A 24,516-nucleotide genomic window follows, 5' to 3' on the forward strand; every position below is an offset into this window, starting at 1 on the left:
CAGCCAGCCCAGGGCGAACTACTGGAAAAGAAACGCTTTTTTTATATCTCGGATTCCTGCTGGTGCAAAAGGGCGCTCGCCTCCTCATCGGACATCCCTTCAAAGAGCGCGAGTAGATCCTCCAGATTCTCATCCTCTCTCTGCTGAATAGGGATCGCCGCATCTTGATAGGTATGCTGCTCTGTCGCTTGCTCTGTTTGTAGGGAGACTATGTGCCGTGCCAGCCCCTCGATGGTTGGCTCCTCAAAGAGGAGCCGCAGCGGTATCTGTATCTGCCAATGCTGGCGGATGCGAGAAGTCATCTGTGTGATCAGCAGTGAATGACCACCCATACTGAAGAAATCATCATTCAGGCCAACTTGATGGATATGGAGTACCTCTTTCCAGATCGCGGCCAGCTCTCGCTGTACTGGTGTCCAGTTCTCTTCCTCCACCTGCGACTGTGTCGTCTCCTCGGGTGCTGGTAGCCTCTGCCGATCGATCTTGCCATTGGAGTTCATCGGTAAGGCTGGCAGGAAAACGAAAAACGCCGGCACCATATACGGGGGCAGATGCTGTTGTAAGGCGGTTCTGAGCTGCTCGGTCGAGCGCTGTTGACTCTCTTTCAGTACCACATAAGCGACAAGCTGTTTGCTGCCCTGTATGGAACGGGCCAGCACAAAGGCGTCCCGCACTGACTCTTCGCGCTTGAGCACTACTTCGATCTCGCCCGGCTCGATGCGGAAGCCACGGATCTTGACCTGATCATCGACGCGACCGGCGAACTCGATCACGCCATCGGGCCGGTAGCGCGCCAGGTCTCCCGTTTTGTACAGGCGAGCGCCGGGCTGCTGGCTGAAGGGGTGAGGCACAAATGCCTGGGCGGTCAGCTCGGGACGGTGCAGGTAGCCACGGGCCAGGCCATCGCCGCCGACGTAAAGCTCACCCAGCAGACCGGGAGGCACCAGGCGTAACTCTGGGTCGAGCACATAGGCCTCTGAATTGGCGATGGGAGTGCCGATCGCCACCGTCGTGGCCTCCGGTCCCAGTCCACGCAGATCATAGGTGGTCGACGCGGTGGTATTTTCCGTCGGACCATACATCGCGAGGAACTGTCGTGGCGAGTACTCCTGCCGCACCATATACGTGAGGTCGGGATCAAGGGCCTCGCCGCCGACCGTCAGATGAGCAAGGTGACGGAACATTTCAGGGACAGTGCGAGCCAGGTAGTTGAAGAGCGCCGTCGTGAGAAACGTGATCACCTCTCGCTGCTGCCCAACTAGGCGCGCGAAGGTGGCCGGGTCCAACACCACTGACTGTGGCACAATACATACGCGGGCACCGTTGAGCAGGGCGCCCCAGACCTCATAGGTCGTAGCGTCAAAGGATGTATTCGATAAATGGAGCAACGTGGCCTGCGGTGTGATATGGACGAAGTTGGTCTGCAGAACCAGGCGCAGGATGCTTTGCTGGGTGACGCCGATACCCTTGGCCTGCCCGGTTGATCCGGAGGTATAGTGGATGCAGGCCAGGTTCAATGGCCCGCTATGCCGCAGCGGATCAGGTACTGAGCTCAGAGGCGACTCCACAAAGGCATCGAGCGAGTAAGAGGGTCCGCTCCACTGCAGGTCGCGTTCTGGATCACGAGTCAAGAGCAGGGCGATGCGCGCGTTAGAGAGCATGAAGCGTAAGCGCTCATCGGGGTAGGAAGGATCGAGGGGGACGTAGACGGCCCCCACCTTGACGATACTGAGGAATCCGACCAGTAGTGCCAGCGAACGCTCCGCGAGCAGGCCAATGGTATCTTCAGTGCCGATGCCCTGCTCGCCGAGAAAAGCGGCGAGAGCGTTAGCGCGCTGGTTGAGCTCATCATAGCTAATCTCGTGTCCATGTTCATCGATGATAGCGATGGCTGCGGGATGCGCCTGGACCTGGGCCTCAAAGACTTGCGCCAGCGTGGACTCGCGTGGATAGTCCGTCCTCGTCTCGTTCCAGCTGTGCAGTATCTGCTGTCGCTCCACGTCGGAAAGCAGGTTCAGGCGCGAAAATGCACGATCGGGATGTTCCAGGGCGCTTTCGATGATCTGCAGGAAGCGCGCATGCATCTGTTCAATCGTCGAGGCCTTGAACAGATTGGTATTGTATTCCCAATTGCCGCTGAGCGAGCCATCGGCATGCTCATCGATGAAGAGGGTGATGTCAAATTGTGAGGTGGCGGTGCGCGCAGGAAGCTGCTGCACGTCGACGGGACCCAGACTGGAAGGGATCTGGTAGGGTTGGAAGGCGAAGGAGACCTGGAAGAGAGGATGGAAGCTCAGACTGCGCCGGGGCTGCACGGCTTCCACGATCTGCTCAAAAGGGACATCCTGGTGTGTAAAGCCATCAAGGAACAGGGCATGGACGCGTTCCAGCAGCGTGTGAAAGGATGGCTGGTCATCCAACCTGACGCGCAGGGGAAGCACGTTAGCGAAGAGGCCCACCAGTGGCTCAAGCTCCATCTCGGTGCGTCCGGCGAGCGCGGTGCCGATGACCAGATCGTCCTGGCGACTATAGTGCGCCAGCAACATGGCGAAGAGGGTGAATAAGGACATGGAGAGTGTGACTGATGGTTGCTGGTTTTGCTCGCGCAGCCGGTTGATCAACCGCGGCGGGAAGGAACAATAATAGGCATCCCCATGAGAGAGTTGTTGCGCGGGACGTGGAAAATCGGTGGCCAGGGTAATAACCTCGGGCGATCCGGTGAGCAAGCGTTGCCAGTACTCCAACTGAGGCTGCACGCGTTCGTGATAGGCAGGCGTGCGCTGCCAGAGAGCATAGTCGGCAGGCTGTCGCGCCAGCGGCGGCAGCTCTGGATCGTGTCCAGATAGCAATTGCTGATAGCACCGGGCCAGCTCGCTCAGCACGATCTGTAGAGACCAGCCATCAAAGATGCCATGATGGAAGGAGCAGCAGAGCAGGTGCTCCTCGGGTCGCAAGCGAACGAGGCGCAGGCGCACCAACGAACGCTGCAGATCGAAGTGCCAGGTAATAGTCTGTTTGATCGCCTCCTCACGGGCGGCCTGGCGCTCTTGCTCGCCCATATGCGAGAGATCCAGGTAGGGAATCACCACTTCGGAAGGGGGCAGGATGCGCTGGACCGGCTTGCCATCGACTTCCAAGAAGACCGTACGCAGGGCCTCATGGCGTGCGAACAGAATCTGCCAGCAGCGGGTCAGGACCGCCACATCGAGCTTGCCCCGCAGAGAAAGGACGCAAGGGATAGTGTAGGTACTCTCCTCGGGGTGCAACTGCTCCAGAAACCAGAGCTGTTCCTGGGCAAAGGAGAGAGGCAGCAGTTCCGGCCGTTGCTCATCTCTCGATTTTGCAGACGTGGATAGATACGTGGCATCAGTCAGCCGGGGTGTAATCGCCTGTGCCAGTTCCGCGATGGTGGGTGAAGCAAACAGAAGTCGGATAGGAGCCTCGCAGTGAAAGGCCTTGGCGACGCGTGACATCAGCTGGATGCCCAGTAAGGATTGCCCACCCAACGCGAAGAAATTATCATGTAGTCCGAGCTGATGGATGTGGAGCACCTCTTTCCAGATTGTGGCCAGCTCTCGCTCCACCGGCGTCCAGCTCTCCTGCTCCTGGAGTGGACTTGTCGTAGTGTCTGGCTCAGGGAGCGCCTGCCGGTCGAGCTTGCCATTGGAGTTTATTGGCAGGGCTGGCAGGAAGACGAAAAACGCCGGCACCATATACGGGGGCAGATGCTGTTGCAGGGCGGTTCTGAGCTGCTCGGCTGAACAGGATGGCCCGTCCTGCGGCACCACATAGGCGACTAGCTGCTTGTTGTCCTGTATCGTGCGAGCCAGCACAAAGGCGTCCCGCACCCCCTCTTCGCGTTTGATGGCGACCTCGATCTCGCCCGGCTCGATGCGGAAGCCACGGATCTTGACCTGATCATCGACGCGACCGGCGAACTCGATCACGCCATCGGGCCGGTAGCGCGCCAGGTCTCCCGTTTTGTACAGGCGAGCGCCGGGCTGCTGGCTGAAGGGGTGAGGCATAAAGGCCTGGGCGGTCAACTCGGGACGGTGCAGATAGCCACGAGCCAGGCCATCCCCGCCGACGTAGAGCTCGCCCAGCAGACCGGGTGGCACCAGGCGTAACTCTGGGTCGAGCACATAGGCCTCTGAATTGGTGATGGGAGTGCCGATCGCTACCGTCGTGGCCTCCGGCTCCAGCCCGCTTATATCATAAAATGTCGATGCAGTCGTGTTTTCGGCGGGACCATACAGGCAGAAAAACTGCCGTGGCGTATACTCCTGTTGTATCCGATATGAAATCAAGGGATCAAGGGCCTCGCCGCCGACCGTGAGATGGGCAAGGTGGGAGAACATCTCAGGGATTGCACGGGCCAGGTAGTTGAAGAGCGCCGTCGTGAGTACCATCATCACCTCTCGCTGCTGTTGAATCAGGCGGGCGAAGGCGGTCGGATCCAACACCACCGGCTGTGGCACGATGCACAGCCGGGCCCCATTGAGCAGGGCGCCCCAGACCTCATAGGTCGTAGCGTCAAAGGATGTGCTCGACAGGTGCATCATTGTCGATTGAGGCGTGATGTGGAAATAGCTGGTCTCCCGTGCCAGGCGCAGGATACCCCGCTGCGTGATGCCGATGCCCTTGGCCTGCCCGGTCGAGCCGGAGGTATAGATGACGCAGGCCAGGTTCAACGGCTCGGTGCGTTGCAGCGGATTGGGTACAGGCTCTGATGGAGACTTCACACAAGCATCGAGCGAGAAGGAGAGGCCGCTCCACTGCAGGTCGCGTTCAGGGTCACGGGTCAGGAGCAGAGCGACGCGTGCGTTGGAGAGCATGAAGCGCAGGCGTTCATCGGGATAAGAAGGATCGAGGGGCACGTAGGCAGCTCCCGCCTTGACCACGCCGAGGAAGCCGATCAGTAAGGCCAGTGAGCGCTCGGCGAGCAGACCAACGGTCTCTTCGCTACGGATACCCTGCGCATGCAGAAAAGCGGCGAGGGCGTTGGCGCGCTGGTTAAGCTCCCCATAACTAATCTCGTGTCCATGTTCATCGATGACGGCGACGGCTGCGGGATGCGCCTGAACCTGGGCCTCAAAGACCTGTGCCAGCGTGGAATCGCGTGGATAATCTGACCTCGTCTCGTTCCATGCATAGAGCATCTGCTGCCGTTCTACATCTGAAAGCAAGCTCAGGCGCGCGAAGGGATGATCGGGATGTGCCAGGGCGTTTTCAATTAACCGCAGGAAGCGCGCATGCAACTGCTCGATGGTCGAGGACTTGAACAGATCGGTATTGTATTCCCAGCATCCATTCAGTGAACCATCGGCGTGCTCATCGATGAAAAGGGTCAGATCAAACTGCGATGTAGCGATGGGTAACGCGAGCTGCTGCATGTCGACGGGACCCAGGCTGGAAGGGATCTGATAGGGCTGGAAGGCGAAGGAGACCTGGAAGAGGGGATGGAAGCTCAGGTTGCGCCGGGGCTGCACGGCTTCCACCACCTGCTCAAAAGGGACATCCTGGTGTGTAAAGGCATCAAGAAACAGGGTATGGACCTGCTCCAGCAGCGTGTGAAAGGAGGGCTGATCATCCAGCCTGACGCGCAGTGCCAGCATATTGACAAAGAAGCCCACCAGTGGTTCAAGCTCCATTTCGGAGCGTCCAGCCAGCGGGGTGCCAATGACCAGGTCATCCTGGCGGCTATAGCTTGCTAGCAGCATGGCGAAGAGGGCGAATAAGGACATAGAGAGCGTGACTGCCTGCTGCTGGCTGTGCTCACGCAGCCTGACCATCAACGATTTGGGGATAGTGTAATAATACCTGGCTCCTCGGAAGCTTTGTTGCGCGGGCCGGGGAAAATCAGTGGCCAGGGTGATAACCTCCGGTGCTCCGGAAAGCAAGCGTTGCCAGTATTCCAGCTGGGGCCGCACGCGCTCGCTATAGGCAGGTGTGCGCTGCCAGAGAGCATGGTCGGCGGGCTGCACGGCCAGCGGCGGCAGCTCCGGATCGTGTCCGGATAGCAATTGCTGATAGCACCGGGCCAGCTCGCGCAACACGATCTGCAGCGACCAGCCATCGAAGATACTATGATGGAAGGCACAGCAGAGCAGGTGCTCCTGGGGCCGCAGGCGAACAAGGCAGAGGCGTACCAACGATCCCTGTAGATCAAAGTGCCAGTTGGTGGTCTGCTCGATTGCCTCCTCACATGCGGCCTGGCGCTCCTCCTCGCTCATGCCCGAGAGATCGAGGTAGGGTAGTGGTGATGCGGAGGGAGGAAGGATGTTTTGAACCGGTTTGCCATCAATCTTCTCGAACGTTGTGCGTAATGCTTCATGGCGCGCGAACAGGATCTGCCAGCAGCGCGTCAGGACCGCTATGTCGAGCTGTCCACGCAGAGAAAGAATGCATGGGATGGTGTAGGCACTGCTATCAGGGTGCAATTGCTCTTGAAACCAGAGCTGCTCCTGGGCAAAGGAGAGAGGTAAGGGAGCGGGTCGCTGCTCTACTCTTACTATCCCAGAGCCCGATATCGGGGTTGCATCGATCAGGCGAGCCGTGATGACCTGCGCCAATGCGTCAATAGTTGGTGAGGTGAAGAGCACCTGGATAGGAACCTGGCAGTGAAAAGTATTGGTGATGCGCGATATTAGCTGGATGCCGAGTAAGGACTGTCCGCCCAGCGCGAAGAAATTGTTATGCAGTCCGAACTGATGGATATGGAGCACCTCCCTCCAGATCGCGGCTAGCTGCCGCTGTACTGGAGTCCAATGCTCGTCATCCTCAAGTGATCCGCGTGCCTCCTCAGGTTCTGGTAGCGCCTGTCTATCAACTTTACCATTGGGGGTCAGGGGCAGTGCTGGCAGAAAAACAAAAAATGCCGGCACCATATAGGGCGGCAGGTGCAGTTGTAGTGCCTCGCGGAGTTGTTCGGCCGAACGCTGCTGCCCATCCTGCGGCACCACATAGGCGACTAACTGCTTGCTACCCTGTATGGTGCGAGCCAGCACAAAGGCATCTCGCACCACCGCCGCCTCGCGTTTGAGCACTACTGCAATCTCGCCCGGCTCGATGCGGAAGCCGCGGATCTTGACCTGGTCATCGATGCGACCGGCGAACTCGATCACGCCATCGGGACGGTAGCGAGCGAGGTCTCCCGTTTTATACAGGCGAGCGCCGGGCTGCTGACTGAAGGGATGGGGAAGGAAGGTCTGGGCGGTCAGCTCAGGACGGTTCACGTAGCCGCGAGACAGGCCATCCCCGCCGACATAGAGTTCACCCAGCTGTCCGGGCGGCAGCGGTCGCATCTGGGCATCGAGCACATAAGCTTCTGAATTGGCGATGGGCGTTCCGACGGGGACCGTCGTGTCCTCTGGTTTTAGCCCACGCAGATCGTAGGTTGTCGATGCAGTGGCGTTTTCGGCGGGACCATACATACCGATTAACTGCCGTGGCGCGTACTGCTGTTGTATCCGATATGAAGTGATGGGATCAAGGGCCTCGCCACCGACGGAGAGATGGGCAAAGTGGGGAAACATCTCGGGAATGATAGGGGCCAGATAGTTGAAGAGAGCCGTCGTGAGAAAGGCAATCACTTCCTGTTGCTGTTGAACCAGGCGATAGAAGGCACCGGGGTCCAGCACCACCGATTGCGGCACGACGCGCAGTCGGGCCCCATTGAGCAGGGCACCCCAGACCTCATACGTTGTGACATCAAAGGATATATTGGACAGGTGCAGCACGGTGGCCTGCGGCGTAAAGTGGACATAGTTCGTGCGCAGGACCAGGCGTAGGATACCCCGTTGCGTGATGCCGATGCCCTTGGCCTGTCCGGTTGAGCCGGAGGTATAGAGGACGCAGGCGAGATGTAATGGCCCGGTGTGCTGCGGTGGATTGGGTATAGGTGTGGCTGGTGGCGCGACGAACGTATCGAGGAGAAAAGAGCGACCACTCCACTGCGGCAGGCGTTCCGGTTGCTGTGTCAGGAGGAGGGACGCGTGAGCGTTGGAGAGCATGAATTGTAGACGCTCATCGGGATGGGAAGGATCAAGTGGCACATAGGCGGCTCCCGCCTTGACGATGCCGAGGAAGCCGATTAACAGGGCCAGCGAACGCCCGGCGAGCAGGCCAATGGTATCTTCAGTGTCGATACCCTGTTCGCGCAGAAAAGCGGCGAGGGCGTTGGCGCGCTGGTTGAGCTCGGTGTAACTGATCTCGTGACCACGCTCATCGATGACGGCGATGGCTGCGGGATGCGCCTGGACCTGGGCCTCAAAGACCTGTGCCAGCGTGCTTTCACGGGGATAATCCGTCCTCGTCTCGTTCCATGCACGCTGCAGCTGTTCTTGTGCCTGAGCAGATGTGGGTGGGAATGTGATTGGCTGCTGCTCTTTCGCTACCTGGTACTGAATGTCCTTACTTTCTGACCTGGCTAGTGTCGGAAGTGTGGACTTGCTAGAATCGATGCTCGATTCTCGTTCCCCATTTTCATGAAATTGCATAAGTGCACTTTCCTATAAAACGCGCAAATTTGCATACAGTACATATAGAGGAAAAATAAATGGCAACAGGAGTTATTATATCCATCTTTCAATTTGTAGTTTCTCTCTACAAGTATACAAAATGAGTATATAGCTCTTGTTTTCTCATAAAGAGTAGCTGACATATCTGAAAGCTGCATGTATAAGTATAGCAGCGATGTATATGAAAAGCAAGCATAGTTTTAGAATCTGTAAATCAGTAAAAACTTATATAATGTTACTCCGAGGTTTAATGTTTTTATAGATAATAGTAAAAATTTATTACAGCTAATTTATGTAACTCTAAGAGTGCTGCAGAGGGATAAATATATGTTATAATGGAAATTAGCCAGTCTGCCACTAAAAAGGTAACAGGCTTAGCTGAAAAGAGAGGAATACTACAAAAGCATGGAGCAGCCGTCCTCTTCTGACATTGTCGTCTCTGAGGAAGTTGTAGGGATAGCAAGTGGTCATGGTGAGTCAGGTTTTAGCACAGGTTTAAAAGACGCATCATCATTGTCTCAACATCTTGTGCCATGCGCGGATCCGCAATGGGCATTCTGGCGCTGGTCATGTTTGCGGGGCGCTGGTTTTCCTGTTTCCAATGTGCTGCAACTGGCAGCCATCCAATGTATGAGAGAGATCGACCAGGTATTTGAATGCGAGGAGGCGCTTGATCAGCTTGAGCAGGAGCTTCTTCAACGGTATCTTGAACTAAGCAACGACATAGACCGGCAGCAGCGCCGGCCATTGAAAGCGGCCTGGAAAGCGCTAAAGACGTACCGCTTTGACCAGATAGTGCCAGAGCACCTGCCTTCCTCATTTGTCTCCCTTATCCCATCTTATCAACAGTGTTATGAGCGGCTGGTGGAGCAATGGGAGCGAGCGCAGAAGCTCTTCGACGAAGCTTTTACGTATCATCTTCAGGTCCTTAGCCAGGCGGTCCATGATCCACGCTTTAGAGAAGCGGTTTTATGGCAAAATATGGACGCAGCCCTCAATGGTCTTGATAGCTTTCTGCGTCACTATGCAGACAACTCATTTAACCATCGGCGGCGCAAGTATATCTACCTCGTCACGAAATATCTTACGCGTTACTGCGCAAAAAACGACTCGATTGGTTTCTTTGGTCCCGTTGGATGGGCGCAGTGGCAGGAAGGATCAGATGTAGCGCTAAGCGTGCGACCAGGCTCGCAGCTGCTTTCTCAGCGCAACGTCTATTTTGAGACCTGGGGCATAGATATGCTAGGAGAGCTCCTGGCACAAGACACGGAGTTACGTCCCTGGGCCCGGCCACGGCCATTACCCTCTTTTCATCAGAGAGGAAGCCAGTTATGGCCTCCCTTTGGGCATCCAATTTCCCTGTCAGCGCTTGAGGCGACCGTTTTTGCCGCCTGTGATGGGCAACGGAGCGCACGAGAGATCGCGCAGCACATAGTTCAGGTCGATAACCATATTACTGCAGCAGATATTTATGCCGCCCTGGAAAAGTTGCATGACCAGAAATGTCTTTGCTGGACATTTGAGGTATCGATGGAGGATTGGTATCCAGAGCGCTCGTTGCGCCACCTGCTCAGCGATATCCAGCCGGATGAACTGCGCCAGCGCGCTAGCGAGCGCCTGGATCTGCTGGAGCAAAAGCGGGCGGCGATTAGCGCGGCTGCCGGTAATGACCAGCAGCTTGCTGATGCGCTCCAGGCATTGAATCAGACCTTTTCGGAGTGCACGCATCAACACGCGACGCGTATGGCTGGTGAGATGTATGCGGCCCGTACACTGGTCTATGAGGATTGTCAGCGAGACGTTCTGGTGACATTGGGTCTGCCACTGCGGCAGGCATTGGAGCAACCTCTCCTGTTGCTGATGAAGAGTGCGCGCTGGTTCACAGCCGAAGTCGCGCAAAGATACGCCGTGGCGTACCGGGCTATTTACAGCGACCTGGTGAAGAAGACTGGTTCCGCGCGCGTCAATTTTGCCGTATTCTGGTCATGGATCCAGCCGCTGATGGATGCGGGCTCTGTGCAAGCCCCAATCCACGAGGTAGTGCAGGAATTTCAGCGGCGTTGGGCGCATATTCTACAATTGCCAGATGGGCAGAGCCAGGTTCACTATACATGTGCTGAGCTACAGCCTCAGATCGAGCGTTATTTCGCGGCGGCCGCCCCTGGCTGGCGTACCGCTTGCTACCATAGCCCCGATATTCTTATTTCAGCCGCTGATCCGGCCGCGATCTCCAGGGGCGAATACGCGCTGGTACTGGGAGAGTTTCACCAGGCGCTGAATACAATGGACACCATCGCCCTGGTTGGGCAGCATAGTGATCCTGATGTGCTCATCCAGGCTTTTCGCAGCGACCTGCCTGATCCATTGATCATCCCTTGCTTCCCCAGGCACATCATGCAGGGCAAACGCACGCAGCTGGCTTTCAGCTTCGACAAGGACTGGCGCCTGGTCTTCGGGGCTGATACGGCTGGCTACGATCCGCGCAAAGCTCTGCTCTATGGCGATCTTATTCTGGAGGAGAGAGATGGACAACTACTGGTCAGTACCCATGATGGTGTCCAGCAGTTTCCGCTGCTCCATGTGCTGGAATATTTTCTTTCACTGCTGGTCTGCGATCTATGGAAGCCGTTGCCGGCGGCGCGCCACACCCCGCGCATCTCCATTGACAGACTGGTGGTGTGTCGGGAGTCCTGGCGTTTCTCGCTCGAAGAACTGCCCTTTCTCGCCTGTTCGACCCTGATCGAAGAGTATACCGAGGTCAGACGATGGAGAAGGGAGTACTCTTTGCCACGCTTCCTGTTTGTGCGCATTCCAGGGGAGCGCAAGCCTGTTTATTGCGATCTCGCCAGCCCGATCAGCGCTCAAATACTGGTCAAAGGTCTGCGCAGTGCACAGATGGGTCAGCAGCGGGAACAAACAGTTGTCTTTACTGAAATGCTGCCAGACGTGGAGCATTGCTGGCTGATGGATGCGCAGAACAATCACTATACATCCGAATTACGGATGGTCGTCGTCGATCGCGCCGGCTTAGGGGAGCCGGACCCGGCGTCTGCTCGTCGCCGGTAAAGAGATGTCGGTCATTTACCTTTGTTTTTACTACATAACCACGCTCTGGTAAGGGCATATTGTAGTAAGGGAGAGTATAAATGGGGTACACAGTCGTGACGCTTGCCGAGCGTCCTGAACTGGAAGCAGATCTGCCGCGTCTGCATGATGCAAGCTGGCCAGAGTTTGTCATGGAAGACGCGGCCGCGGTAGAGTACTGGGGAGCGTTATTCTCGACGTTTCCAGAGTATCAATATTTCCTCTGTGATGAACATGATGATGTATACGCTGTTGGTCATACGATTCCCCTGTTCTGGGATGGGACGGCGACTGGTTTGCTGGCTGGTTGGGATGAGGCGTTAGAGCAAGGTATACGTCAGCGTGAGCAACCTCCAAACACGTTGTGTGGCTTATCAATAGTTATGGCTCCAGAAGCAAAAGGCAAGGGATTGAGCACACTTATGGTGCAGGCCATGAAAGACCTGGCGGCCCGCCATGCCCTGCGTTCGCTTATTCTTCCCTTGCGACCTGCCCAAAAGCCTCTGTATCCCTTGATTCCAATGGAAGACTACATCCAATGGAAGCGTGAAGACGGGTCTCCTTTTGATAGCTGGTTGCGCATCCATATACGCCAGGGAGCGACCATAGTGAAGGTAGCGCCCCGATCTATGGTCACCAGCGCGTCTGTCTCTCAATGGGAGTCCTGGACAGGGCAACCTTTTCCTGGTAGTGGCATGTATGTGGTAGAGGGAGCGCTTTCCCCTATCGTGATCGACCGCGCGCAGGATACAGGACTGTATGAGGAGCCAAACGTCTGGATTAGCTATACGGTGTAAGCATATCCCATATTTTTCCTCAATTATTTGCAGCCCATCATATAGAAAGGACTCTAATGAGCGTAACTGTTTCAGTTGACTCACAGAAGAAGCCCCCTACCTTGTTGCCGCGCCTGCTTATCAATCGGAACTATGCTTTTATGTGGGTGGGTATGGCAACCTCGCGACTGGGCAATGTTGTTTTTGATATCGCTCTATTGCTCTGGGTGGCTACGACCCTGGCGCGCAATGCTCCCTGGGCGGCCTTTGCCGTTGGGGCATTAACGTTTATTCCGCAGATCGTAGCTTTATTAATGGGGACCGTCGCGGGGGTCTTCGTTGATCGTTGGGACAAGCGCCGCACCCTGCTCTGGATGGATGGCATCCGTATTTTTATTGTCCTGGCACTGGTCATCGCGTCTGGTGTTTTCCCCTTACCCTTCCCTTCGGGCAGCGATGCCGCGACATTCTTTCAATTAGGTTGCGCCTTCTTTATTCTCATCTTGCTGAGCTCCTGTGACCCCTTTGTCAATCCCGCCCTGCTTATCCTGCTGTATGATATCGTCGACGAACCAGAGCTACCGCGAGCCTTTGGGCGCGGCCAGGTACTGAACAACCTGGGCACCATTGTTGGACCTCCACTGGCGGCCGGTCTCTTTTTTACCCTGGGCATTCAATGGTGTATCATCATCAATGCGGCCTCTTTTCTGGTCTCCTACATCTGTTTCTTTATGATCCGGCCTGAAAAGGCAGAGCAGACCAAAAAAGAGGAGCAAGAACAGGGCAAGAAGAAGTCCGCCGGGTTTATACGCGAGATGGTCGATGGGTTGCGCTTTGTGGGCGGCAACGGTGTGTTGATCGCGGTCGGCGTCTCGCTCTCATTTATCGCCCTTGGGGCTGGCGGCTTAAACGCGTTAAACCTCTTTTTCGCTACCAATAATCTGCATGTGACGCCTGATATATATGTCTATATCGATGTTGTTTATGGTATTGGAGCTATCCTGGGAGCGCTGTTTGTGGGCCCGCGGATACAAAAGCGCCTGGGAATTCTACGCGGCTTCTGGATTCCGGGCATCGTAACCGGTACCCTGTTGCTCATCTATTCACGTCTGGACAATGTGTATGCCGCCTTCGTCGTGCTCTTTTTTACGGGCATGTCGCAGGCCACCTTCTATATTTCCTTTGGACCCCTGTTGCTGAAAGTGACGCCACGCAAACTGATCGGTCGAGCCAACGCCATCATCGGGCAGCTATCGACGTTTTCCGGCATGATCTCGATCGGGCTGGCCTCTCTGCTCGTCACTTCCCCCCTGCATAACAAGCATCTCGCCGTACTGGGGACGACGTTAGGACCCATTGACACCATCTTTCTGATAGTCGGGGTACTGGCCTTAACGAGTGGTTTGCAGGCCATGGTCACCTTAAATGATTACAAGCTGATCGAGCCCAAAGCGGCGGAGTCGGAGGTCGCGGCCGCCGAAGCGAATGTGGAAGAACCCGTTGCTCTGACGGCCCAGCAGGAGGCCGCAGAGATGGAGGCCCTGGCTATTGTGCAGGAAGAAAAAGCCGAGGAACAGCCAGTGTCCGAGCAAAAAGAAGAGGCCGATCAGCCTCTGGTAGAGCACATTGCGCGTCCCGGCTGGCTCAGTTCCGGCCGCAAGCAGAGCGTTGTCTGTGTGCTTGGACTGCTGGTCTGTCTGCTGATCTTAATCCCGGTCTCTATCTGGGCGCCCAGCTCGACGGATGCCGCGGCTACGATTAGCGGTGGGCAGCCGGCGCATGGACAGTCGATCAGCGGCATGCAGTGCGCGCCACAGGTAGCCACGAAGCAGCAACTGAGCACGCGCCTGACGGTCTATATTGACGGCAAGCTGGCGGCCCTGCCGCGTGGTATCGGCATCGTCTCACCCAAACAGCCGGGCGTAACCGCGCTGGCCACGAATGGGAACCTCTATTGCTTATATCCACTGCATGTGTTTGAGAACGACAGCATTATCCATGCCGATTTGCCAGATACGCGCACCTATACGCTGGGCCAGTTCTTCAGTGTGTGGGGACAGCCCTTGAGCCGGACGCAGGTCATGGTCAATCAGACAGACGCCAATCATGCGCTTAGCTTTGTCATCTTTGATGCCAGAGGAAATGGTAGCACCTATAGCGGTGATCCCGCGAGCATTCCATTGAAAGAACATCAAACAATTGTCATCCTCTACAACAGCCCTGGCGTGCATCCAACCGCCTTCACGGATTGGAATGGACTCTAGAGCGCCTGTTGGCGAGACCAGAGTTTAATAATCAAGCGTATAGAGAGACCTTTTGCCAGATGCAGCGGGCATGAGGGGCCTTAATAGCGCCTCTGCTGAGCTCCCTCGTGCCCCATGCATACAGAATGTGAGACAATGGGATGATCGCCGAATCAATCGATGATATTTATGAGCTGTCGCCGATGCAGCGCGGTATGCTGTTTCACACCGTTTACACACCTCACTCCGGAGTATACATAGAGCAGGCCATCTATCATCTGCGGGGAGCACTGCGGACCGATCTGCTCCGGCAGGCCTGGCAATCTATTCAGCAACGTCACGCGGTATTGCGCACGCTGTTTGTCTGGGAAGGCCTGGACGAACCTGTACAGGTGGTGCAACAGACGGCTGACCTTCCCTGGCAAGAGCTGGACTGGCGAGGCAATTCAAGCGTGACGCAGCAGGGGTATCTGGATGAACTGCTGTCCGCCGATCGTCAGCGTGGTTTTGAGATGAATCAGGCCCCTCTGTTGCGCATCGCATTGCTGCGGATCGCTCATCAGGAATACTATCTACTCGTCACCTATCATCACCTGTTACTCGACGGCTGGTCCCTGGCTGAGACGCTGCGTGAAGTGCTGGTTACTTACGAGGCGTACGTACGGGGAAGCGAACCGGTCCTGAGCGCCAGAAGACCGTATCACGACTATCTGCTCTGGCTGCAGCAGCAGGACCTGGGAGCGGCCGAAGCCTTCTGGCGTCGCTACCTGAAAGGCTTTGTCGCGCCCACGCCGCTGTCGCTTGAGTCGGCGGGCGAACTGCCCGAGCAGGCGACGGGGGTGGCGCCGCAGCTGAGCGACGAAGATAAGGCGGAACAAACATCCGCCCTCCCCAGACTGCATCTCAGCGGTGGACGATCCGTGACCCTGCAGGGTCGCGCGCTCTCGACCGAAAAGACCACCGCCTTACGCCAGTTTGCCAGACAGCATCGCCTGACCGTGAATACGCTGATACAGGGAGCCTGGTCGCTACTGCTGAGCCGCTATAGCGGCCAGGATGATATCGTCTTCGGAGCTACTGTTAACGGTCGTCCTTTGAGTCTGCCTGGCGCGGAAGATATGATCGGGCTGTTCATCAACACGCTACCCGTACGGGCGCAGATACCGGCGCGGGAAGCGCTGTTGACCTGGTTGACTCGCTTGCAGATGCAGCAGGCGGAGACGCGCCAGTATGATTACAGTCCACTGGTACAGATCCAGGGATGGAGCGATGTGCCACGTGAGCAGCCGCTATTTGAGAGCCTGATGGTGTTTGAAAATTATCCTCTCAACACCGAAGAGGATCAAGAAGCGGCGCAGACGCTCGATGTGAGCGCCGTACAGATGCTAGAGCAAACGAACTATCCCCTGGTACTGGCGGTGGGAGCCTGGCGGCGGTTGGAATTGCATATAGGCTATTCAACAACGCAGTTCGCGGCGCCGATGATCGCGCGCATGCTTGAGCATCTCTGTATGCTGCTGGATGCATTTCTGACGTATCCAGAACGGCAGCTACAGGATTTCTCGCTGCTGACCGAGCACGAAAAACAGTCCTTACTGGTGAGCTGGAATCAGACGGCTGAAGACTATCCAGCGTATCGCAACTGGAGCGAGCTCTTCTCTCGACAGGCGCAAGCTACGCCTGAAGAGGTCGCGTTGACGTATGGAGCGGAAACATATAGCTATCGGGTACTGGAACAGCGCGCGAACCAGCTGGCTCTCTATCTGCGCCAGCGCGGCTCCGGGCCAGAGGCACGGATCGCCGTTTGCCTGGAACGCTCTCCCGATCTCTGTATCAGCCTGTTAAGTTGTCTGCAGGCTGGCGCGATCTATCTGCCTGTTGATCCCCACTATCCACCGGAACGCATCGCATTTCTGCTGGCGGATGCACAGGTAGAACTGCTGATCACGAGAAGCGAGTTTCTGGCCGCCTGCGGCTATCCATCAGAGCGTGCCGTATTGCTAGATAGTGAGCAGGCGGCCATAGCGCAACAGTGCATGGAGCCGCTGGACACGCTCACCTATCCAGACAACGGAGCCTATCTGATCTATACATCCGGCTCTACCGGTGCGCCAAAGGGAGTGATTGGTACGCATCGCTCCCTGATCAATCATAGCCAGGCCTGCGTTCAGAGATACAATCTGCGCTCCAGTGATCGGGTGTTGCAGTTTGCTTCATTGAACTTCGATGTCTTTCTGGAGGAATGCCTCCCCTCCTGGTCGATTGGCGCCACGGTTGTGATGTGGCCCGAGGCCTATCCACCAGCGCCTGCCGCTTTCAACCGCTATCTTGAGCAAGAACACCTGACGGTCATTAACATCCCCTCCTCATACTGGCATGCCTGGGTGGCGGAAATGACGCATGCGCATAGTTGTCCACCGCAGATACTGCGGGCCGTCGTGATCGGGAGCGAGCGGGCGCTGCCGGCGCAACTACAGAACTGGTTTCTTTGCGCCGATGAGCGCATCGCTCTTTACAATGCCTACGGATTGACCGAGACGACGATTACCGCACTGACGTATCAGGCCAGTGGGCGCCCCGCAAATCCTATCGGACAGCGGGTGCCGGTAGGCAGGCCGCTGGGGAATGTTCAGGCGTACATTCTGGATACCGAGGGGCGTCCGGCGGCGATCGGTCTGCCCGGCGAGCTGTATATAGGTGGCCTGGCGCTGGCACGGGGATATCTTGATCGACCCGAGCTGACCGCTGAGCGCTTTGTGCCCCATCTATTTAGCCAGCAGCCCGGCGAACGGCTCTACCGCACTGGTGACCAGGCCCGCTATCTGCCCGGCGGCGAAATAGAGGTGATGGGACGGCTGGACGCGCAGATCAAGCTGCGCGGCTTCCGCATTGAGCCGGGCGAGATAGAATCCGTGCTCACGCAAGATCCGGCCGTCCAGGAATGTGTCGTGGTCATGCGCGAAGACACGCCCGGAGAGTCCCGCCTGGTGGCTTATGTCGTCGCCCGAACATCGTCTCAAGCTCTGGTGGCCAGATTGCAGCAACGCGCGCAAGAAAAGCTGCCACCATATATGTTGCCAGCTATCTGTCTGCTCTCAGACAAATTGCCAAGGACGAGCACCGGAAAGATTGATCCACGCCAGCTGCCGGCACCGGAACAGCAAAGTAGCGCGAATAAAAAGAACTATGTCGCTCCAGAGACGCCGCTGGAAGAGATTCTGGCCAGCATCTGGACGTCCGTTTTGCAGGTAGAGGGAATCGGACGCAGCGATCACTTCTTCCGCCTGGGTGGTCACTCATTGCAGGCGACGCAGGTCGTCGCACGGCTGCGCGATATCTTGCAATTGGAACTCCCGGTACGTGCTATCTATGATCAGCCGACGATCGCTAAACTGGCGAAGCATATCGAGGCGCTCCGAAAGCCAGAACAGAGCGTATCGATCCCCGCGCTCAAGCCGATGGAGCGCGGCGAGGATGTTCCGCTCTCGTTTGCCCAGGAGCGCTTCTGGTTTCTCAATCAATGGCAGCCTGATAACCCTTTCTATAATATCTCCCTGGCCCTGCAGTTGCATGGACCCCTTTCGCTGGTGGCCCTGGAGCAGGCATGGAATATCGTGGTTGCCCGCCACGAGCCGCTGCGCACCACCATTCTCTCGCGTGATGGAGTCGGCAGCCAGCATATTCATGGATACGTTCCGGTTGCCGTACCCATGGTTGACCTGGCAGACATGGCGGTACCTGCGCGCCAGCTAGAGGTGCGCCGCCGCTTAGCTGAAGAGGCGCAGCGACCGTTCCAGCTCGACCAGACATTGGTGAGAATAACCTTATTTCGAATCGATGAGCAAGAGCATGTGCTGCTGCTCATGTTCCATCATATTATTGTTGATGGCTGGTCGATCGACATCGTGCTGCAGGAGCTACAGACCTTCTACCGCAGCCAACAAGAGGGGCAGGAAAGAGTCGAGCCGGAGCCGCTCCCCTTGCAGTACGCGGATTACGCGCTCTGGCAGCGTGGCTGGCTGCAGGGAAGCGTACTGGAGACGCAGCTGAGTTATTGGAAACAGCGGCTGGCTGGCGCTCCTCCCACGCTGGACCTGCCCACCGATCGGCCGCGTCCAGCGGTTCAGACCTTCCAGGGCGCGTTATATCCTTTCCGCCTGACTCCGGCCCTGGGTCAGGAGCTGCAGGATCTGAATCGTGAAGAGGGCGTAACGAATTTTATGGCTTTGCTGGCCGGATTCTATCTGGTCTTTGCGCGCTATACAGGTCAGTATGATATCGTGGTAGGCACGCCAACGGCGGGCCGACTCCAGCGGGAGACCGAGCAGATGGTCGGGCTCTTCCTCAATACATTGCCGCTGCGCATCTGCGGAGACGCGGTGCTCACATGGAGAGAGCTGCTGGCGATGGTCAGGGACGTGGCTTTAGACGCATACAGCCATCAGGATCTGCCTTTTGAAAAGCTGGTCGAGGCCCTGCAGCCGGAGCGCAGCCAGAGTCATTCACCCCTCTTTCAGGTCCTCTTTGTATATCAGAATACGCCGCGCAAGGAGCTATCGTGGCCGGGTCTGCAGGCCGAACTGATCGAGATCGGCAATCGCACGGCCAAGCAGGATCTGACCATTGAACTGCGCGAGGCGCCCGAGGGTCTGCGTGGCGTGGTGGAATATAATGTCGATCTTTTTGATGAGCAGACGATCGCGCGCATGATCACCCACTTTCAGGGTCTGCTGGAAAGCGCCATGGCTGCACCAGATCTGCCGATCGGCGAACTGCCACTGCTCACGGCGGCCGAACGCCGGCAGATACTCAGCGAGTGGAACGCGACCGTCCATGATACTATCCCCGACCTGTGTTTGCACACGTTGTTTGAGCGGCAGGCCAGCAGAACGCCAGGTGCGATCGCGGTGCTGACAGAAGGGGGACAGCTGACGTATCAAGAGCTTGATGAGCGGGCCAACCAGCTGGCGCACTATCTGCACGCACGCGGGATCGGCGCCGAGCAGCGCATCGGGGTCTGCCTGGAACGTACTCCACAGATGATCGTGAGCCTGCTAGCGATCCTGAAATCCGGAGCAGCTTATGTACCACTCGATGTGCGTTTCCCGGCCGGGCGCATCCGCTTTTGTGTCGAGGATGCCGGCATTCAACTGGTGTTGACCCAGAGCAGTCTACTACAGCAGCTTGAGCTAGTGGAGGGGCTGGTACTCTGCCTGGATGAGCTCGGTGAGCGGCTTTCCGGCCAGCCAAAAACAAAGCTTCCAAGCAGGGTCAGCGCGGCGAATCTGGCCTATCTGATCTACACATCTGGATCGACGGGAACGCCAAAGGCCGTAGCGATTACCCATCAGAGTCCGGTCGTGCTGGTCAGATGGGCGCAGCACGTGTTCGCGCCTGAGGACCTGGCTGGCGTGCTGGCGGCGACCTCGATCACCTTTGACCTTTCCATCTTCGAAATCTTTGTGCCACTAAGTAGCGGCGGTACGGTAATCCTCGCTAAAGATATATTGCATCTCCCAACTCTGGAGGTCGCGCAACAAGTGACCCTGATCAATACCGTGCCCTCGGCGGCGGCTGAACTGGCGCGGCTGCAGGCTATCCCCGCCTCGGTGCGGGCGATAAATCTGGCCGGTGAGCCGCTGACCCTGCCGCTGGTACAAGAACTGTATCAACACACAGCGGCGCAGCGAATCTTCAATCTGTATGGACCATCGGAGGACACGACGTATTCGACCTTTGCCCTGCAGGCGCGCGACGCCACCGCAAATCCGGCGATTGGTCGCCCGATCGCTCATACGCGGGTCTATCTGCTCGATGCCAGCCAGCAGCCGGTGCCAGTTGGAGTTATCGGAGAGCTCTATCTTGGAGGGAACGGCCTGGCGCGCGGTTATCTGCATCGACCGGATCTGACGGCCGAAAAGTTTGTGCCCGATCCCTTTAGCGAGGAACCAGGGATGCGGCTCTATCGAACGGGAGACCTGGCGCGCTATCGTCCCAACGGAGAACTCGAGTTCATTGGCCGCAACGACCACCAGGTCAAGGTCCGTGGCTATCGCATTGAGCTGGGCGAGATTGAGCAGGCGTTATTCCAGCATCCACATATCCAGCAGTGCGCCGTTATCGTGCGCGAAGATACACCAGATGACAGGGTGCTGGTGGCCTACTGCGAGCTGAAAGCGGATGCATCCTCATCTCTCAGCAGCGAGTTTGAGCTGCGGCACTTCTTGCGCGCGCGGTTGCCCGAGTATATGTTGCCGACGCGCATTGAATTGCTTGACGCCCTGCCGCTGAACACGAACGGCAAGGTTGACCGCCGCGCGCTCCCAGCGCCAGTGGAGCGCCAGAGCATCGCTGTGGAGGCCGCGCTAAACAATCCCGCGCTATCCCAGGTCGAGGAGTTATTGCTCGGTATCTGGTCCCCGCTGCTGCAGAGGGAAGCGATTGGCCTGCACGACAACTTTTTCGAGCTGGGTGGCCACTCGCTGATGGCGATCAGGATTATCGCCCGCATGCGCGAGGTATTTCACCTCGACATAAAATTGCGGCTGCTCTTTGAAGCGCCTACCATTGCCGAGCTCGCGCAGCACATCGAGGCCATGTTGCAGGAGAGCAACCTGGAGCAGAACGCGCTCCCGGTCCTGCAGGTTCAGGAGCGGCCCGCCATCATCCCACTCTCATTCGCGCAGGAGCGGCTCTGGTTCTTGAGCCAGTTAGAGCCCACGAGCCCGGCCTATACGCTGCCGTTTGCCCTCAAGCTATCTGGTAGCTTGCAGGTGGAGCGCCTGGAGCAATGCTTGAACGCCCTGATCCAGCGCCATGAAAGTTTGCGTACGTCCCTGGTGATGCTAGATGATACGCTGCAGCAGGTGATCACGCCCGAGCTCGTCATCAGCTTGCCGCAGGTGCAGGTCATCGCGGGAACGGCGGAAGCACAGGAACAGGAAGTGCAGACCCTGATCATGGATGAAGCTCTGACCCCGTTTGATTTTACGCAGCCATCCCTATTGCGCGTCAAATTGCTGAAGATCGCTGCTGACGAGCACATCCTGCTGCTCACCCTGCACCACTGTATCGCCGACGCCTGGTCCATTGGTATTCTGGTCAACGAGTTGAGCCAGCTCTATAGCGCATCCCTGCTGGATGAAGAGGGGCAGCTACCCGCGCTGCCTATTCAGTACGCGGATTACGCGCTCTGGCAGCGCCAATGGTTGCAGGGGGCCGTGCTGGAACAGCAGATACGCTACTGGCGTAGCGCTTTACAGGGAGCCCCTGAGCTGCTGGCGTTGCCGCTTGACTATGCGCGTCCCGCCATTCAGAAGCAAGAAGGCCGGGCCCATACCCTGCGTATCCCCGCCGAGTTGACGGCGCAGCTTCAGGAGCTAAGTGTGCGGGCGGGGGCGACCCTGTTTATGACCTTGCTGTCCGCGTTTCAGGTTTTGCTGCTGCGCTACACCGGCCAGGACGACATGGTGATCGGCACGCCTGTAGCAGGCAGAACGCAGAGCGAGACCGAAGGGCTGATTGGCTGTTTTATTAATACGCTGCCCCTGCGCACGCGCCTGTCAGGCGATCCCACCTTTCGTGAACTGTTGATGCGGGTACGCGAAAGCTGCCTGGAAGGCTTCCGTCACCAGGAGCTCCCATTTGAGCGGATCGTCGATGCCATTCAGCCCAAACGGAGCCTGAGCCATCATCCACTGTTCCAGGTCATGTTTATTCTGCAGAACGCGCCGCAAGGAGACCTGAACCTGCCGGGTCTGGAGATGGAGTCCCTGGCGATCGGCAATCCAACCACCAAGTTTGATCTCACACTGGCGCTGACCGAGCTGCCAGGAGAAGGCATGAGCGCCCTCTTCGAATATAATCTGCACCTGTTTGAAGCATCCACTATCATCGATCTGGCGCAGCACTTCATGGTCCTGCTGCAGGAGCTTGTCCATGATCCAGAAAAGCGGGTGTTGAGCTATGAGTTGATGAGTGATGAAGAGAGGCAGCGTCTGCTCTCCATCACGCGTGGAGCGGAGGTAGCGACGTACCGGACTGATACCCTGCTGTACAGGATCGCGCAGCAGGCCGCAACGACCCCACAGGCCAGCGCGGTTGTGGCTGGTGAGCGGACATTGACATATGCCGAGCTGGAGGCGCAGTCCAATCAGCTTGCCCGGCTGCTGCGTTTGCATGGGGTGGTGAACGAGGCAAGGGTTGGCATCTGCCTGGATCGCTCGATCGAGCTGTCGCTGGCCCTGCTCGGCGTGTTGAAAGCGGGGGGCGCGTATGTTCCATTAGATCCCAGAAGTCCGCTAGAGCGCCTGGCCTTTCAGATGAGAGATGCGCAGATAGAGCTATTGCTCACGCAGAGTCAATGGCTGGCGCGATTGGATGCGTTGTCGTGCCAATCGCTGTGTCTGGACGAGCCCGAGCGGCATTGGCAGAGCATGGACAGCACAGCGCTGGATGAGGCCATCCTACCAGCGCAACTGGCGTATATCATCTATACCTCTGGATCTACGGGAACGCCGAAGGGCGTGCTGGTCACGCATGAAGGTATGTACAACTATCTGGCCTGGGCCGTAGATACCTACCCCATGTCAGAAGGGTGTGGCGCCCCGGTCTACTCGGCCATTAACTTTGATCTCACGGTCAGCAGCCTGTTCGCGCCGCTGCTGAGCGGGCAATCCGTAGTGATGTTGCCAGAGAAGCAGGCGGAGGCGCAAAGCATTGAAGCGCTACAGGCCGCCTTCACCACTGGTCAGAGATGGAGCCTTATCAAGTTAACGCCCGCTCATCTATCCGCGCTGAGCCATCTTCTGCTTGAGGAACAGGTGGCGCGGAGCAGTAAAGCCCTGATTATCGGGGGGAGGCGCTAGGATCGGAACAGATACGCTTCTGGCAAAAAGCCGATCCCGCACTGCGCCTGTTCAACGAATATGGACCGACGGAGACGGTGGTTGGCTGTTGCGTCTACGAGATCCCGGCACAGGATACCCGCAACGGAGCAATCCCCATTGGCCGGCCGATCGCCAATACGCAGCTTTACATCCTGGACGAGCAGGCGAAGCTGGTGCCGGCGGGCGGCATTGGTGAGCTCTACATCGGTGGCGTTGGAGTGGCGCGGGGATATCAGGGCAGGGCGGACCTGACGGCCGAGCGTTTTGTGCCAGATCCATTCAGCCAGGTGCCGGGTAGCCGCCTCTATAAGACCGGGGACCTGGTGCATATGTTGCCGGGCGGCGACCTTGTCTACCTGGGCCGCAACGATCAGCAGATAAAGCTGCACGGCTTCAGGATCGAACCCGAAGAGATCGTGGCCGTGCTGACGCGCCATCCCGCCGTTCGCGATGCCCTGGTAGTGGCTCGAGAGAACAGTTCCGGAGCACAGCAACTGGTCGCATACCTGCTGAACGAAGCTGACCAGCCGGTCAGTGGCGAGGAAGTGCAGCGCTATCTGAGAAAGAATCTGCCAGAGTACCTGGTGCCGGCGGCCTATGTCTTCCTGGACGAGTTTCCCATTGCGTCCACCGGTAAAGTGGACCGCCAGGCGCTGCCAGATCCAGAGGTTATTTTGCAGACGGCGTACGAGGCTCCCATTACACCAATCGAAGAGACGCTGGCGACCATCTGGAAGCAGGTGCTACACGTTGAACGCGTTGGACGGCACGACGACTTTTTCGCCCTGGGTGGTCAATCATTGCTGGCGACCCAGATCATCTCTCATGTGCGCCGCGAACTGCAGACCGAGATGCCCCTACGCACACTGTTCGCCGCGCCGACCATTGCCAGTTTCGCCGAAGCTATTATCCAGCAGGAGCTGGCCGAAGCTGAAAACACCGACCTGCTGCAGATCCTGGCCCAGCTTGGCGAGTTGCCAACCGAAAACTAAGTATGGCCCTTTAC

Annotated in this window: 6 protein-coding genes; 5 read left to right on the plus strand and 1 reads right to left on the minus strand. The window is 57.4% G+C overall.

Translation table 11 applies throughout. The features are described from left to right. Window positions 1-41 precede the first annotated feature (41 nt). Window positions 42-8,498 carry a non-ribosomal peptide synthetase gene (locus AABA21_RS11515; protein ID WP_338249971.1) on the minus strand — a complete coding sequence of 2,819 codons (8,457 nt, stop codon included), beginning with the start codon at window positions 8,496-8,498 and terminating at the stop codon, window positions 42-44. A gap of 426 nt (window positions 8,499-8,924) precedes the next feature. Between AABA21_RS11515 and AABA21_RS11520 the strand changes: the two genes are divergently transcribed. The 5 genes from AABA21_RS11520 (at window position 8,925) to AABA21_RS11540 (ending at window position 24,502) form a co-directional block, all read left to right on the plus strand. Further along, window positions 8,925-11,585 (plus strand): lantibiotic dehydratase, encoded by a 2,661-nt coding sequence (locus tag AABA21_RS11520; protein WP_338249973.1) that lies wholly within the window; start codon window positions 8,925-8,927, stop codon window positions 11,583-11,585. An 80-nt stretch (window positions 11,586-11,665) separates the two neighbouring features. Then, window positions 11,666-12,400, plus strand: a complete 735-nt coding sequence (locus tag AABA21_RS11525) for a GNAT family N-acetyltransferase (protein WP_338249975.1) — start codon at window positions 11,666-11,668, stop codon at window positions 12,398-12,400. A 56-nt stretch (window positions 12,401-12,456) separates the two neighbouring features. Continuing rightward, complete coding sequence (locus tag AABA21_RS11530) at window positions 12,457-14,643, plus strand: MFS transporter (RefSeq protein WP_338249977.1); 2,187 nt, start codon at window positions 12,457-12,459, stop codon at window positions 14,641-14,643. 140 nt (window positions 14,644-14,783) lie between these two features. Continuing rightward, window positions 14,784-23,489, plus strand: coding sequence for an amino acid adenylation domain-containing protein (locus AABA21_RS11535; protein ID WP_338249979.1), 8,706 nt, complete (start codon window positions 14,784-14,786; stop codon window positions 23,487-23,489). 47 nt (window positions 23,490-23,536) lie between these two features. Next, entirely contained in the window at window positions 23,537-24,502 is a 966-nt protein-coding gene (locus tag AABA21_RS11540) for a phosphopantetheine-binding protein (RefSeq protein WP_338251018.1), read from the plus strand. The last annotated feature ends 14 nt before the right edge of the window (window positions 24,503-24,516 follow it).

It is taken from the genome of Dictyobacter halimunensis, from assembly GCF_036245075.1.

What these genes read in the sequence shown, in the direction of transcription:
- AABA21_RS11515 (WP_338249971.1), bottom strand. Translation starts at nt 8,498, where the DNA reads ATGCAATTTCATGAAAATGGGGAACGAGAATCGAGCATCGATTCTAGC.
- AABA21_RS11520 (WP_338249973.1), top strand. Translation starts at nt 8,925, where the DNA reads ATGGAGCAGCCGTCCTCTTCTGACATTGTCGTCTCTGAGGAAGTTGTA.
- AABA21_RS11525 (WP_338249975.1), top strand. Translation starts at nt 11,666, where the DNA reads ATGGGGTACACAGTCGTGACGCTTGCCGAGCGTCCTGAACTGGAAGCA.
- AABA21_RS11530 (WP_338249977.1), top strand. Translation starts at nt 12,457, where the DNA reads ATGAGCGTAACTGTTTCAGTTGACTCACAGAAGAAGCCCCCTACCTTG.
- AABA21_RS11535 (WP_338249979.1), top strand. Translation starts at nt 14,784, where the DNA reads ATGATCGCCGAATCAATCGATGATATTTATGAGCTGTCGCCGATGCAG.